Here is a 15,532-nt window from a genome sequence, read left to right on the forward strand (position 1 = left end):
TCCGAAAAAAGCCTGTTCAGGCCGGATAAATAACAAATTCCTCAATCGCCTGCCGGTTGCTCCAGGACTTGGTCAACTGCGCCGCGTGGGGCACATCCAGCCACTGGTAAGCAAGATGCTCGGATAATTGCACCTCGCGCTCAGCAGGTAACGCCAGACAAAACCAGTGTTCGGTATTGTGCGTGACCCCCGGCGCATAGCGACGTCTCAAATGAGCAAATAGCTCAAACTCAATACAGCGCTGACAGTCAAAGAGTGATAACGCTTCCGCGGATATATCGATGTTAACTTCTTCTTTGACTTCACGCCGTGCGGCATACGGCGCGCTTTCCCCTTCTTCTATGCTGCCAGTTACCGACTGCCAGAATTCAGGATCGTCGCGCCGTTGCAACATCAGCACCCGCCCGGTGTCACGGGCATAGATCACCACCAGAACCGAAACGGGTCGCTTGTATACCATCTTATTCGTTCTCGGATTTTCCATCCTGAGCCGCTTTCCCTTTCACGACAACCGCAATGGCAAGCTCTTCCAGCGAGGCCGGGTTGGCGAAGCTTGGCGCTTCCGTCATCAGACACGCTGCTGCCGTCGTTTTCGGGAAGGCGATAACGTCACGAATGTTATCGGTGCCCGTCAGCAACATCACCAGACGATCAAGGCCAAACGCCAGACCCGCATGCGGCGGCGTACCATATTTCAAGGCGTCCAGCAGGAAGCCAAACTTCTCACGCTGTTCTTGTTCGGTAATACCCAGAATGCTGAACACGGTTTGCTGCATTTCACCACTGTGAATACGCACGGAACCGCCGCCCACTTCATAACCGTTAATGACCATGTCATACGCGTTGGCGATCGCCGAAACCGGATTAGCTGCCAATTCAGAAGGCAGCATGTCGCGCGGCGCAGTAAACGGATGGTGCATCGCAGCAAGACCGCCTTCGCCATCTTCCTCAAACATCGGGAAATCGACAACCCACAGCGGTTCCCAACTGTTGTCTTTCGTCAGGCTCAGATCACGACCCAACTTGAGACGCAGCGCACCCAGCGCATCGGTCACTACTTTCGCGCTGTCTGCACCAAAGAACAGGATGTCGCCATCTTGTGCCGCAGTACGATCCAACACGGCAGACAGAACATCTTCACTCAGGAATTTTGCTACCGGGCTTTGCACGCCTTCCAGACCCTTGGCACGCTCGTTGACCTTAATGTAAGCCAGACCTTTCGCGCCGTAGATTTCAATAAACTTGCCGTATTCATCAATCTGCTTACGGCTCAGCTGTGCGCCGCCCGGTACGCGGATAGCGGCAACGCGGCCTTTAGCATCATTTGCCGGGCCGGAGAAGACTTTGAATTCAATGTCTTTAACCAGATCGGCAACATCGACCAGTTCCAGCGGGTTACGCAGATCGGGCTTGTCGGAACCGAAACGGCGCATAGCTTCTGCGAACGTCATGATCGGGAAATCGCCCAGATCGACGCCTTTCACATCCTGCCACAGTTCACGCACCAGCTTCTCCATCACCTCACGCACCTGTGGCGCGGTCATGAAAGAGGTTTCCACATCGATCTGGGTAAATTCTGGCTGCCTGTCGGCACGCAGGTCTTCGTCACGGAAGCACTTGACGATCTGATAGTAGCGGTCAAAACCAGACATCATCAGCAGCTGTTTGAATAGCTGTGGAGACTGCGGCAGCGCATAAAATTTGCCTTTATGTACGCGGCTCGGCACCAGATAGTCACGCGCGCCTTCCGGCGTCGCTTTCGTCAACATCGGGGTTTCGATGTCCAGGAAGCCGTGGTCGTCCATAAAACGACGCACAAAACTGGTGATACGAGCACGCGTTTTCAGGCGCTGCGCCATTTCGGGACGGCGCAAATCCAGATAGCGGAATTTGAGACGCGCTTCTTCAGTATTGGTTTGGTTGGAGTCCAACGGCAGCGCTTCAGAACGGTTAACGATCGTCAGTGCGTTGGCAAAAATCTCGACTTCACCCGTCGCCATATCTTTGTTGATTTGGCTTTCTGGACGGGCGCGTACGACACCGGTAAGTTGAATGCAGAATTCGTTACGCAACTCGGATGCCAGTTTAAATGCGTCCTGACGATCCGGGTCAAAGAACACCTGAATCAGCCCTTCGCGGTCACGCATATCAATAAAAATCAAACCACCCAGATCGCGGCGGCGGTTAACCCAACCGCACAATGTCACTTCCTGGCCCACATGGGACGAATTCAACTGCCCGCAATAATTAGTACGCATCACGATGTCCTTTTACTCATCCGCCAGCTCACACGTTCTCACGGTAGATTACTTTTCACGGTAAATCACAGTGCAAAACAGTGACATTTTCGCTGCACGGCATGGTTTTTTCTGGGTTACTGTCCGATGAAAAAAGGCGGCTATTATAAAGGATATTCGCCCGAACGATAAGCATGAAGGTAACGCTCTGCGACGCTGCCGCCTACTCTTTTTACGAAATTTCCGTTCCGGTTAACGGAATGTTCACTAATCCGCATAGAGTTGTTGCAAAACTGAACGCCTGAGGAAACCCCACTCATCAGCCCAAAGAGGCAGAACTCACCGACACACATCGCGTGAGGATTTGCGGAAGCCAACCTTCTCTTTTAATAAAACCTGCTAAAATTACTGAGTAACTGCTTATTTTTATAAAAATTTTAATAAAAAGCGCTTTTCCATTATTGGCTAATGCGTATGGTTTACATGGAGAACAAGTATGTATTCATTTGTTGCCCGTCAACCTATTTTAAATCAACACCTCCAAACCGTTGCTTACGAACTCCTTTTCCGCATGGACATCACCAATAGATTTCCTGACGTGAGTCCTGAATTTGCAACCGCACAGCTTATTTCCGATCAGTTCTTAACCAATCCGTTGACAAAATCTGTGGTTGAACAGCCTTACTACATTAATTTCCCCCATCAGATGTTGATCAATGGCCAGGCTGAGGTACTACCACAGGAAAAGGTCGTTATTGAGATCCTTGAAAATTCAATCCCCAACAATGATCTCTTTTCTGCCGTAAAAAAGCTAAAAAGAAAGGGCTTCAAAATTGCACTTGATGATTTTTCGATGGATTCAGAATGGGATCGGTTTTTGCCTTACGTTGATATCATCAAATTCGATTTAACCCTGTCGACTTTTGGCGACATTGAAAATTTCATCAAAAGAACCACGCAGCGCAAGTTAATCTATCTGGCCGAGAAGGTAGAGACACATGAGCAGTACCTGCAAAGTAAGAAACTGGGCATCTCACTGTTTCAGGGATATTTTTTCAGTCGTCCTGAAATGATCAAATCAAAAAAATTGGTCAATAACTCCAGCAACACCATCAGACTGCTGAGAGAAGTCAATAAACCTGAGATCAACTATGCCACGATCGAAGAATTGGTCTGTGCCGATCTGTCGCTTTATTATAAATTGATGCGCTACATCACCAATATAAAATACACCACTCGCTTTGGTATTACTGCGACCACCATGTCTTTCCGCGCGATGGCGATGCTGCTTGGACAACGAGAGCTTAAACGTTTTGTGTCATTAATTAGCATTACCAACAGTAATGAGAATAAACCCAGCGAGCTTTATCGCACCAGCTTAATTCGCGCCAGATTCTTCGAATTATTGCATGCCTCTTTCAATGCGAAGGGCGATACCACCGAGGCGTTTCTCTGCGGGTTATTATCGCTGCTTGATGCCGTATTGGATTCCCCGATGCCGCTGCTGCTTTCGCAAATCGCCCTATCGGAAAAAATTAACCAGAGCTTATTAGAAAATACCGGCGAGCTTGCGATTTATTTGACGTTAATATCTAAATACGAACAGCAAGAATGGGAAGCGCTTGAGCAACTGTTAACCCAGTTGGGTATTGATGAGGAAAACTTCTTTAGCATGATCATGGAAGCAACACAGTGGGCGGATGAGATTTTATGAACGATTTATCTCGACTCACTCGCGCTGCCCGGACAATTACGCGATAATCGTCGGCATTCTATTGATGACGACGACATGATGTATATCGGATTACCACAATGGCAGCATCCCGCCTGGAGTCGGTTGGGGTTAAACGATCTTGCCGACTACAGCCGCCATTTTACCTGTGTTGAAGGTAATACGACCTTTTATGCGTTGCCTTCACGCGAGGTTGTCGAACGCTGGCGTGATATGACGCATGATAACTTCCGCTTTTGCTTCAAGTTCCCCTCAACGGTCAGTCATAAAGCCGCCTTGCAGAACTGTGATAGCGATGTCGGGCTTTTTTATCAATGCCTTGAACCGATTGCACACCGTATCGGACAATTATGGCTGCAACTCCCAGCCACCTTCGGCCCTGCGCAGTTGCCCGTGTTGTGGCGCTTTCTTGATGCTTTGCCGCAGGGATTTAGCTACGGTGTAGAAGTACGTCACTTGCTATTTTTCGCTAAAGGCGATGAAGAACGCGCGTTGAATCAGGGGCTACAGCAGCGCGGTATTAATCGCGTGATTCTTGACAGCCGTCCGGTTCACCACGCCGCTCCAGAAAGCGCTGCCATGCGTGAAGCCCAGCGGAAGAAGCCTCGCGTACCGGTACACGCCGTGCTGACCGCCACGCAGCCGCTGATTCGCTTTATCGGTAGTGAAACGCTGAAAGAAAATCTTCGCTGGTTCGAGTCATGGCGTAACAAGCTGCCGCAGTGGCACGAGGCGAATCCCTTCTTCTTTATTCATACACCGGATATCGGTGATGCCCCGCTGCTGGCACAACAGCTTTGGCCCTTACTCGCCGAAATCGCCCCAACCTTGCCACCCCAACCAGATTGGCCACAGCAGGCGACGCTCTTTTGATCCACCCAATATCCGTATTTATTAGTTAGTTTAGTTATAAGCAATTTCGCAGCGTAACCTATTTTCGCTAAAAAAATCGACCTTTCCAGGCGACAGTTGCGTTAGGTAAAGCTATTATTCTGCAAGCCGTTTTCGGTTAGGTCACGGGGTAAAACATGGTAAGTGCGCTCTATATCGTGCTTGGCGCAATCTTGTTGATAAAGTTGTCCATTGATGTTGTGAAACTCAGAATGCAGTATCGCGTGGCCTACGGCGACGGCGGGTTTTATGAATTGCAAACGGCGATCCGGGTACATGGCAATGCAGTGGAATACATTCCGATTGCAACAATCCTCTTGGTTCTGATGGAAATGAACGGCGCCCTTATCATTATGATCCACTTCTGCGGCATTTTATTGATCACCGGACGTTTAGTTCACTATTACGGCCTTCGGCATCGCGAATTCCGCTGGCGGCGTTCAGGTATGGCGGCAACTTATGCCTCGCTCATCCTGATGATTGCAGCAAACCTCTATTATTTCCCCTGGGATCTGGTTTTCACGCTGTATTGATGGCGTGAAACAAGAACGAGACCTGTTCCTCCCGGACGCGCGGAATTTATACGTCCGGGAATCAAAAACCGCGTCCATACCCTGTGGAAGGTGAAGAACACTGTGTATTCTGCTAGAATGCGCGCCTCTTTATTACTCTCAGTGCACTTTCTGCCATGCCAAACCGCGATATGCTTTTTTCTGTGCCAATTGCCAATTTAGGCGATTGGACATTCGACGAACGCGTTGCCGACGTATTTCCCGATATGATCCAACGTTCTGTACCCGGCTATTCCAACATCATTTCGATGATTGGCATGTTGGCAGAACGCTTCGTCCGCCCGGATAGCCACGTTTACGATCTAGGATGCTCGCTGGGCGCCGCCACGTTGTCTATGCGACGTAATATTCATGTCCCAGATTGCAAAATTATCGCGGTAGACAATTCTCCGGCAATGGTGAAACGCTGCCGCAGCCACATTGACGCTTTCCGTTCCGATACGCCCGTCGAGATTATAGAAGCCGATATCCTGAACATTGATATCGAAAATGCGTCTATGGTGGTGCTGAACTTTACCCTTCAGTTTCTGGAACCTTCCCAGCGTCAGGTACTCATCAAGCGTATTTATCAGGGACTCAATCCCGGCGGCGTGCTGGTGCTCTCTGAGAAATTCAATTTTGCGGACAAAGACGTCGGTGAATTGCTGTTCAACATGCATCTCGATTTCAAACGGGCAAATGGCTACAGCGAGTTAGAAATCAGTCAGAAGCGTAGTATGCTGGAAAACGTCATGCTGACCGACTCAGTAGAAACCCATAAGGCTCGACTGGCAGATGCCGGTTTTGAGCACAGCGAGATTTGGTTTCAGTGTTTTAATTTTGGCTCGTTATTAGCCGTGAAAGCAGAGGAAAAGGCGTGATCGATTTCGGCAATTTTTACCAGCAAATCGCAAAAGGTCCGCTCAGCCACTGGCTTAACACGCTGCCTTCACAGCTCAGCAGTTGGCAGCAGGAATCTTTGCACGGTAAGTTCAAACTCTGGTTTAACTCGCTGGAACATCTCCCGTCGTTAACGCCAACGTCACTGGATTTGAACGACAGCGTCACAGCACGCATGGAGCCCGATATTTCCGTCGGCCAGCGTGAAGGCATTGAAAAGCTGCTGCGTAACCTGATGCCCTGGCGTAAAGGCCCTTTTTCGCTTTACGGCGTGGATATCAACACAGAATGGCGTTCTGACTGGAAATGGCAACGTGTTCTCCCGCATATCAGCCCGCTGAAGAACCGCCTGATTCTGGATGTAGGCTGCGGCAGCGGCTATCACCTGTGGCGGATGGTGGGTGAAGGTGCCACGATGGCAGTCGGAATCGATCCCATGCAGCTGTTCTTGTGCCAATTTGAGGCCGTGCGTAAGCTACTCGGCAACGATCAGCGGGCGCACGTTCTGCCGCTCGGCATTGAGCAACTCCCCGAACTTGCTGCGTTTGATACCGTGTTTTCTATGGGCGTGCTGTACCACCGTCGCTCCCCGCTCGATCATCTGTGGCAATTGAAGAATCAGCTGGTGGAAGGTGGCGAACTGGTGCTGGAAACGCTGGTCATTGAAGGCGATGAAAATCAGGTGCTGGTACCGGGAGAACGCTACGCACAAATGCGCAATGTGTATTTCATCCCTTCTGCCGCAGCCTTGACAACATGGCTTGAGAAATGCGGGTTCGTTGATGTCCGCGTCGTCGATATCTGCACCACGACAACGCAGGAACAGCGTCGGACTGACTGGATGATCACGGAGTCGCTGGCTGAATTCCTCGATCCTGAGGATCCAACGAAAACGGTGGAAGGTTACCCCGCCCCAGTACGTGCCGTACTGGTTGCCCGTAAACCCGGCATCTACCAGCCCTAAATTACTGCGCTAGACAAAAAAAGCCCCAACAACACGCTGGGGCTTGGTACTTGCCATGCACACCTGATGGTATGCGGCGCGGCAAAATTGAAGAATGACGATGTGGTGTTGAGAACAACGCTGTCGCTCTCCCCCTGCACCGTGAAATTCTTTACATCATGACACGTACTGCATTTCACGGTCCGGGCTGACTGCACGCTTCATTGCTTCCACCACATCACCATCCACGCAATACTGGCTAAATTCATCTAATTCCGTATCAGAGCACATTGACACGCCGATTTTGCGATAGCGCATCGGAGAGGGTGTCCACTGGCCTGCGGAACTGTGTAGTTCCCGGATACCAGCCTGCTGAAATTTGTGCACGTTAGTCAGCCGCACGCCAGAACCCGCCATAATAATTGGACCGCGGCTGGCCTGTGTTAGTTCACGTAATAATCGCAACCCATTTTCCGCCGTCTGCTGCTGCCCAGAGGTCAATATGCGCGATACGCCAAGTTCAGTGAGCTGTTCCAGTGCAATGTATGGGTTCAGACACATATCAAACGCGCGATGAAAGGTCACCGCCATGCCTTGAGCCGCCGCCATGATTTCGCGCATTTTGGGCAAATCAATGTGCCCTTCCTCGTTGAGCGCACCAACAACAACGCCGGGAAAACCCATCTCACGAATCTGCTCAATGTCATATTTAATGGCAGCAAATTCCGTCGCGCTGTAGCAAAAATCGCCTCCCCGCGGGCGCACAATCGGGTGGACAGGAATCACGACCTTTTCACGCGCGCCACGCAGCGCACCATAGGATGGCGTTAACCCGCCTTCTCGCTGTCCTGCACAGAGTTCAATCCTGTCAGCCCCAGACTGCGCGGCTGTTATCGCGCAATCAACGCTATAACAGCATACTTCCAGTTTCGTCATCGCTGCTCCTCCATGTAAACTCCCAGACCACTTTTCTTAATTATCGAAAAATCGACGAATCATCACGCCGATTAAAGTAATAACTATGGCATTCGCATTCATATCATGAGGAGACAGGAGTCACAATGAACGCGATACAGTGCCGAAATAAACATGACATAAACCACAATTTTATTAATCTTTTCCACTGTAAAAGAAAATGGCATCAATAACGTGGCACACCATTTTATCTTTCCGCCAATGTTATCTTTCTGATTACTCTACGCGCGGCCTATCCACTATTCTCATCACGAAGACATTTCACTCGCGACAACATCACGTATATCAAATGGATGAAATTTTATTGTCACTTTCCCATTGGTTACCGCCAGTGTCGGGTTAGGAATGCGTTCTTTTTCACCTTGCGGAGAACTGAATTTAAGTTTGATACCCGGCGTACGCAGCGCATCATCCGACAAACAGGCCAATGCACGCTGATGCAACGTGTCTGCATCGCCAGACAGCACCAACTCCACATGCTCCCATCCTTCATGGGGATAACGCTTCTTCCCCGGCCACGGCAGCTCAATACACGTAACCTGCCAGGGTCCTACCGATAGCGCATTATTCAGTATAAACAAGCAGATTGGACGGCCATTGATTTGGTTTTCAGACAGCAGGCTACCCGCCTTTAGCAACGCCGCTTTCCATGATTCAGCCGTCGTATTCTGATGGCAGCGCAGCGAAATATGGTCCGCATGAAATGCGCCTAAATCCAGCTGTAGCACATCGGCCAATTCCTGTAGCGCTTGCTCAAATCGCGCTAAATCCGTCATCAAATCATCGGGTAACATATCGGGTAACACTCCTCGCGGCCTCTCACATTATCAATCACCATTTGCACTGTGAGAATATCATACCCGTGACATATCCTAATTAAATTCTATTTTTATCCACGTACATTTATTTACACCTTCATTACGTGAAACGCATTAAATGCAAAGAAAAGGTAACCATGGTGTTTGATTAATAAACGGAAATGTTTTTTACCCGGTGTAATCTGCGATACTTCTCGCAATCTATTCTGGGAGGAATCTTAAATAATATTTGCCCCATTGTACGCCTAATAGAAAACGTATAAATTAAGAAAATAAATAATAATGCAGAGATATCACCATGGTTTTACTCATTATATCCATCGCACTTATCGCTATTGCGGCATATGCTATTTTTCGTCATTTTAAAACCAGAGAATCGCATAAAATTGGTGCAAATAGTCGGTCAAAAAAACGTTAAGATCGCGATTTGATTTATTTTTATTCTACCTAAAACTGCTTTTTCTTTTTTGTCGTGTTCTCCTTATCCTTTTTTATCTCGTTCCCTCTTCTTTAATCTCCCGCTGTCTGGGTGTTTTTTCGCCTGAACATCCCTTTGCCCTTCCCCGTCTGCTGACGAGGAAAGGCAAATATGGTATAAGCAAGGCTTAATTTTTTATTTAAGGTAAACCGGTGAATATTCAGGCTCTTCTCTCCGAAAAAGTCAGCCAGGCGTTAACCGCCGCGGGCGCGCCAGCAGATAGCGAAGCTCAGATTCGCCAGTCGGCAAAAGCACAGTTTGGTGATTATCAGGCCAATGGCGTTATGGCCGTGGCCAAAAAACTGGGTATGCCGCCGCGACAATTGGCCGAAAAAGTCGTCCAGCTTTTGGCGCTGGAAGGCATTGCGGAAAAAACAGAAATCGCAGGCCCGGGATTTATTAATATTTTTCTCGATAAGCAGTGGGTCGCGAGCCAGGTTGAAAATACCCTGAATTCACCGAAACTGGGTTTAACGCCAGTTGAACCACAAACGGTCGTGATTGATTACTCTGCTCCTAACGTTGCGAAGGAAATGCACGTTGGCCACCTGCGCTCAACTATTATTGGTGATGCCGCAGCCCGTACGCTGGAGTTCTTGGGTCATAATGTTATTCGTGCCAACCACGTCGGTGACTGGGGTACGCAGTTCGGCATGCTGATTGCCTACCTTGAAAAAATGCAAAACGAAAGCGCCAGCGAGATGGATCTGTCCGATCTCGAAGCGTTCTATCGTGAAGCGAAGAAACACTACGATGAAGATGCCGATTTCGCTGAACGCGCACGCGCTTACGTGGTGAAATTGCAGGGTGGTGATGAGTATTGCCGTCAGATGTGGCGCAAGCTCGTCGATATCACCATGACGCAGAACCAGATCAACTATGAACGCCTCAACGTCACGCTGACCAAACAGGATGTTATGGGTGAAAGCCTGTATAACAGCATGCTGCCGGGCATCGTTGCCGACCTGAAAGCAAAAGGTCTGGCGGTTGAGAGCGAAGGCGCAACGGTCGTTTTCCTTGATGAATATAAAAACAAGGAAGGCGAACCGATGGGCGTTATCATCCAGAAAAAGGATGGCGGCTATCTCTACACCACAACGGATATCGCCTGCGCCAAATACCGTTATGAAACCCTGAACGCCGATCGCGTGCTTTACTACATCGATTCTCGTCAGCATCAGCATTTGATGCAGGCCTGGACCATCGTGCGTAAAGCCGGCTATGTGCCTGATTCTGTCAGCCTAGAACACCATATGTTCGGCATGATGCTGGGCAAAGACGGGAAACCATTCAAAACGCGTGCTGGCGGAACGATCAAACTGTCCGAGCTGTTGGATGAAGCCTACGATCGCGCCCTGAAGCTCATCGCAGAGAAAAATCCACAGATGGAAAGCGATGAGTTAACCGCGCTGGCGAAAGTGGTTTCTATCGGCGCGATCAAATATGCCGACCTGTCGAAGAGCCGTACCACGGACTACGTTTTCGACTGGGACAACATGCTGGCGTTTGAAGGCAATACCGCGCCTTACATGCAATACGCCTATACGCGCGTCGCGTCTATTTTCAAGCGTGCAGGCATACAGGAAGACAGCTTAACGCAGCCGATTACGCTGAACGATGAGCGCGAATTTGCGCTTGCCACTCGTCTGCTGCAATTTGAAGAAACCATCACTTCCGTCGCCCGTGAAGGCACGCCGCATGTGATGTGTAGTTACCTGTACGATCTGGCGGGTCTGTTCTCCGGTTTCTACGAGCACTGTCCGATTCTTAATGCCGAAAGTGACGACGTGCGTCAAAGCCGTCTGAGATTGGCACTGCTGACTGCGAAAACGTTGAAGCAAGGTCTGGATACGCTGGGCATCGAAACCGTCGAGAAGATGTAATTCTCCATCGACTGAAAACTTATTTATCTATCGATTGAAAGCAAAAACGCCATTGGTGACAAACCAATGGCGTTTTTTTATGACGAACATCTTTGTCCGTCACCCTGCGGGGCGTTGCTGTGCAAGGTTGAAAAACGTTCCCTACGTTTTTTTATTCCGCAATGGCATAACGTTGTCACACGCTACGGCGGGCAAAATCCCGAGGACGGAATCCCAACAGCGCCAGCGTGGCAAAATAGGAACCCGCCCCTGCGACCACAACCAGCAACAAGCGCAGAATGCGCATCGTCATATTGCCGTCATCCCACGCGGGCATCCACCACAGCATGCCCAGTAAAACCAGCGACATCACAATAACGGCAGCCAGCAGGCGAACCAGAAAACTCCGCCACCCCGGCAGCGGCTGGAAAATATCCTGCTTACGCAGTTGCCAATACAGCAGTCCGGCATTCAGGCAGGAGGCTAGACCGATAGACAACGCCAGACCAGCATGTTGCAGCGGGCCGATAAAGATCAGGTTCATAACTTGCGTCAGGATCAGCGTGACTATCGCTATTTTGACCGGCGTCTTGATATCCTGCCGAGAATAAAAACCGGGCACGAGTACTTTGACGACAATCAGTCCCATCAATCCGACCGAGTAGGCAATCAGCGCACGCTGGGTCATCAGCGCATCAAAGGCGCTAAATTTGCCGTACTGGAACAGCGACACGGTTAAGGGCTTAGCCAAAATGCCTAATGCCACGGCGCTCGGCAGCGCCAACAGGAAACACAGGCGGAGCCCCCAATCCATCAGACGGGAGTATTCGTCATGATTGCCACTGGCAAAACTCTTCGCCAGCGACGGGAGCAGGATCGTCCCTAACGCCACGCCCAATACGCCGGAAGGAAACTCCATCAGGCGGTCGGCGTAATACATCCATGACACCGCCCCTTCGCTGAGGAAGGAAGCAAAAATGGTGTTGATGATGAGCGAAATCTGGCTCACCGAGACGCCCAGAACCGCAGGCCCCATCAGCTTCATGACTCGCCAGACGCTCGGGTCACGCCACTTCAAACGCGGCAATACCAGCATGCCAATCTTTTTCAGATGCGGTAGCTGATAGCCGAGTTGCAGTAAACCGCCAACCAATACCGCCCAGGCCAGCGCCATCACCGGTGGATTAAAATACGGGGCGGCAAACAGCGAGAAACCAATCATGCTGACATTAAGCAATGTCGGTGCAAACGCAGGCACCGAGAAACGGTTCCAGGTATTTAGCACCGAACCGACCATAGAGGTCAGCGAGATCAGCAGGATGTAGGGAAACGTGACTCTTAATAGATCCGAAGTGAGTTCAAAGCGCTCTGGCGTCGCGGCAAAACCGGGAGCAGTCACCATGATAACCCACGGTGCGGCGACCATCCCCGCCACGGTGACTAACGCCAGAATCAGCGTCAGCATACCGGAAACATAAGCGAGGAACGTCCGCGTAGCTTCGTCGCCCTGCTGACTTTTGTATTCGGCCAGAATCGGCACAAAAGCCTGTGAAAACGCGCCTTCCGCGAAAATTCGTCGGAGCAGGTTAGGCAGTTTGAACGCCACAAAGAAGGCATCCGTCGCCATACCTGCACCAAAAATACGGGCGACGATTGCATCGCGCACAAACCCTAAAACGCGCGATAGCATGGTCATAGAACTGACGGCAGCCAGTGATTTAAGTAAATTCATCCGATTATTTTCTGAACGGTTCAGGACCGATTATTAACCCGTTAAGGTCATCCTGATTGCGAGGTGCGACTAGTCTACGCATTGCGCGTGTAATAGCTACCGAACATTGTCATAACCACCGAACTTTTCAGCTTTTTCCCAGCAATTGTTCAATCATTCGCTGGGACAGCAATACCTGGTTACCTGATGTTTCCGCTGGTTTCCGTTGTTCAATGGCTGTGATGAAATGCTGTACCGCACCGACAAATCCGCGTTGTTCTAGCGTGGTTTGCCAGGAGGGTACGGCCGGACGGATCGTTATTCCTTCGCGATCTTCACGCCATTCACGCATCTCATCCACCTGATAGAGCCCACCTTGGGTAACAGCCTGAACCCATTCGCGCTGGCTTCCAGCTTGGCGATGCATGCTGGTCGTCACCTGACAGCCGCCGCTCTGGAAATGGTGCTCGGCATACAGCAATTGACCATCCGCATTCGCATGCAACACACCATCAATCAGTTGAGCATCGCCGCCCGCCAGCCAGAGTGCGGTATCCACCACGTGCAGATAATCGTCGAGCAGAGTAAAACGAACATCCTGCGGCCCAACGCCATTAATGCGGTGTTTATCCATACGCAAAGATGCCGGCTGCTCCAGCCGCTGTTTTAGCTGCTGATAGCACGGTGCGAAACGGCGATTAAAGCCAACCATCAGAATTTTTTGTTGTTGCTCCGCCAATTCGACCAGTGCTTCCGCCTGCGTAAGCCGCTCTGCCAGCGGTTTATCCACATAGACATCGACACCCGCGTTAAGCAGTTGACTCACAACAGAAAAATGGCTGGCAGTACTGCTATGGACGAAGACCGCATCGCACTGCTCTGCCAGCGTATCCAGCGCCGAGAAACTCGTCATCCGGTAGTGCTGACAAATCCGCTGCGTCTTTTGCCAATCGGGAGAAAACGCGCCAACCAGTTCCCAGCGTTCAGCCTGACTGAGAATCGGCAAATAGGCTTTCTGCGCGATGGATCCCAGCCCAACGACGCCGATACGGGGACGTCGGGCGGAGACGTTATGTTCTGAAATACGATGTTCTGCGATGCTTTCCGCAGGCGTAAGCTGAGGCTTCATGACGAACTTTCTCCCTGATACCAGTTCATTACGCTAACAGCGCGGCAAGCTGACGTTTGAGTTCAGCAACCTCTTTTTCTAACGCCTCAACACGCTCTGCCAGCGGTGAATTATCACTTGCGCTGTCCGCTTCGGGAGCAACAATCTCACTGACCTCGCCGCTGAAAAGATGCTGATAGCGGCTTTCTCGTTTCCCTGCTTCACGTGCCAGCCGGACGACAAATGGCCCATCCTCACGCTGTTGCAACTGTTCAAGGGTAGACTCGGCTTCACTGACATCTGAAAATTCATGCAATCGGGCGGCACGCGTACGCAACTCGCCCGGCGTCTGCGGACCGCGCAGCAGCAGCGTCGTCACCAGCGCCACTTCCGCAGGTGAGAGTTTCAGGTCACCAAACTCAGAATTGCAAAAACGATGTTCATACTTCACCACTCGATTACCAAACCCGCTGAGCGTGCGCAGGAAATGCTTCTTCACGAGTAAATCCAGCGTTTGCTGAACCTCGCTTTCGCTCAGTTCCATCACGGGCTCTCGGTTGGTTTTTTGATTACAGGCCGTAGTGATGCCATTTAACGACATCGGGTATTGATCCGGCGTAGTGAGTTGCTTTTCAAGTATGCAGCCAATTACGCGAGCTTCACGCGCATCCAATTGGTATTTCATCATTTTTCCTTAACGCGGAGACTTCCACTCTGCGCAGGTCAACGCGGTTAACACATGATCCTGCCATTTACCATCAATGAGCAGATAGTCCTTCGCATAACCTTCACGTTCAAACCCTAAACGCGTCAGCAAATTCCCACTACGCTGGTTATGCGGCATATAGTTAGCCATGATGCGATGCATATGCTGCTGGCGCTGCATATAACGTAACGCTGGCTGCAACGCTTCATACATTAGCCCCTGCCATTTTTGTCCGAGAGAATAACCCAGATAGCAGGCATGAAACGATCCCCGCAGCACGTTGCTGAAATTAGCCACGCCGTATACTTCGTTTTCATTCGGATCCAACAGGAGAAAGTAATAGTTACTGCCCTGTTTATGCATCTCGTTAATCACGCTCAGCCGCGCCTGCCAGCCTGATGGGTAACAATGGCTGGCATCTCTCACAGGCTCCCACGGCTTAAGGAAATCACGGTTTTCAGAATAGTATTCAGCCAGACGCCATGCATCGCGTTCATGGGCCAGACGCACCACCAGCCTGTCGGTTGTCAATTGCACTCTTGCTGGCGTTGAACGATAGCCAAACATTTTTCCCCCTACCTCTCCATGTTATCGATAAGTAAAATTAATCGCCACTGAAA

14 protein-coding genes are annotated in these 15,532 nt (G+C 50.4%); 6 read left to right on the top strand and 8 right to left on the bottom strand.

Going from position 1 to position 15,532, the window contains the following annotated elements; translation table 11 throughout:
* Positions 1–16 precede the first annotated feature (16 nt).
* Positions 17–460, bottom strand: coding sequence for a dihydroneopterin triphosphate diphosphatase (gene nudB / locus JFY74_12195; protein ID QQG26898.1), 444 nt, complete (start codon positions 458–460; stop codon positions 17–19).
* Between the two features lies 1 nt (position 461).
* Positions 462–2,258, bottom strand: a complete 1,797-nt coding sequence (gene aspS / locus JFY74_12200; protein QQG26899.1) for an aspartate--tRNA ligase — start codon at positions 2,256–2,258, stop codon at positions 462–464.
* A gap of 475 nt (positions 2,259–2,733) precedes the next feature.
* Between aspS and JFY74_12205 the strand changes: the two genes are divergently transcribed.
* The 5 genes from JFY74_12205 (at position 2,734) to cmoB (ending at position 7,275) form a co-directional block, all read left to right on the top strand.
* The gene (locus JFY74_12205; GenBank protein QQG26900.1) at positions 2,734–3,951 is read left to right on the top strand and encodes an EAL domain-containing protein; all 1,218 of its coding nucleotides are present in this window, start codon (positions 2,734–2,736) and stop codon (positions 3,949–3,951) included.
* A gap of 78 nt (positions 3,952–4,029) precedes the next feature.
* Positions 4,030–4,842, top strand: coding sequence for a DUF72 domain-containing protein (locus JFY74_12210; GenBank protein QQG30531.1), 813 nt, complete (start codon positions 4,030–4,032; stop codon positions 4,840–4,842).
* 155 nt (positions 4,843–4,997) lie between these two features.
* A complete protein-coding gene (locus tag JFY74_12215) occupies positions 4,998–5,393 on the top strand; it encodes an MAPEG family protein (protein ID QQG26901.1) in 396 nt (131 codons plus the stop codon).
* A gap of 155 nt (positions 5,394–5,548) precedes the next feature.
* A complete protein-coding gene (cmoA, locus tag JFY74_12220) occupies positions 5,549–6,292 on the top strand; it encodes a carboxy-S-adenosyl-L-methionine synthase CmoA (protein QQG26902.1) in 744 nt (247 codons plus the stop codon).
* The gene (gene cmoB, locus JFY74_12225) at positions 6,289–7,275 is read left to right on the top strand and encodes a tRNA 5-methoxyuridine(34)/uridine 5-oxyacetic acid(34) synthase CmoB (GenBank protein ID QQG26903.1); all 987 of its coding nucleotides are present in this window, start codon (positions 6,289–6,291) and stop codon (positions 7,273–7,275) included. Before cmoA ends, cmoB begins: the two co-directional genes overlap by 4 nt.
* Before the next feature lie 156 nt (positions 7,276–7,431).
* On the opposite strand, the gene cutC is transcribed toward cmoB, so the two are convergent.
* Positions 7,432–8,190, bottom strand: coding sequence for a copper homeostasis protein CutC (gene cutC, locus JFY74_12230; protein QQG26904.1), 759 nt, complete (start codon positions 8,188–8,190; stop codon positions 7,432–7,434).
* Positions 8,191–8,477: 287 nt separating this feature from the next.
* Positions 8,478–9,023 carry a VOC family protein gene (locus JFY74_12235; GenBank protein ID QQG26905.1) on the bottom strand — a complete coding sequence of 182 codons (546 nt, stop codon included), beginning with the start codon at positions 9,021–9,023 and terminating at the stop codon, positions 8,478–8,480.
* A 654-nt stretch (positions 9,024–9,677) separates the two neighbouring features.
* Here JFY74_12235 and argS point away from each other — a divergent pair.
* Entirely contained in the window at positions 9,678–11,408 is a 1,731-nt protein-coding gene (gene argS, locus JFY74_12240) for an arginine--tRNA ligase (GenBank protein ID QQG26906.1), read from the top strand.
* 175 nt (positions 11,409–11,583) lie between these two features.
* Here argS and murJ read toward each other — a convergent pair whose 3' ends face one another.
* The 4 genes from murJ to rimJ all read right to left on the bottom strand — a co-directional run bounded on the left by murJ (position 11,584) and on the right by rimJ (position 15,479).
* Entirely contained in the window at positions 11,584–13,119 is a 1,536-nt protein-coding gene (murJ, locus tag JFY74_12245; GenBank protein QQG26907.1) for a murein biosynthesis integral membrane protein MurJ, read from the bottom strand.
* A 127-nt stretch (positions 13,120–13,246) separates the two neighbouring features.
* Positions 13,247–14,227: a Gfo/Idh/MocA family oxidoreductase gene (locus JFY74_12250; GenBank protein QQG26908.1), complete on the bottom strand. Its 981-nt coding sequence runs from the start codon at positions 14,225–14,227 to the stop codon at positions 13,247–13,249.
* A 28-nt stretch (positions 14,228–14,255) separates the two neighbouring features.
* The gene (locus JFY74_12255) at positions 14,256–14,891 is read right to left on the bottom strand and encodes a YceH family protein (protein ID QQG26909.1); all 636 of its coding nucleotides are present in this window, start codon (positions 14,889–14,891) and stop codon (positions 14,256–14,258) included.
* A gap of 9 nt (positions 14,892–14,900) precedes the next feature.
* The gene (gene rimJ / locus JFY74_12260) at positions 14,901–15,479 is read right to left on the bottom strand and encodes a ribosomal protein S5-alanine N-acetyltransferase (GenBank protein ID QQG26910.1); all 579 of its coding nucleotides are present in this window, start codon (positions 15,477–15,479) and stop codon (positions 14,901–14,903) included.
* Between the last annotated feature and the right edge of the window lie 53 nt (positions 15,480–15,532).

The sequence above is a fragment of the Pectobacterium carotovorum genome (genome assembly GCA_016415585.1).
Lineage (GTDB): Bacteria > Pseudomonadota > Gammaproteobacteria > Enterobacterales > Enterobacteriaceae > Pectobacterium > Pectobacterium carotovorum_K.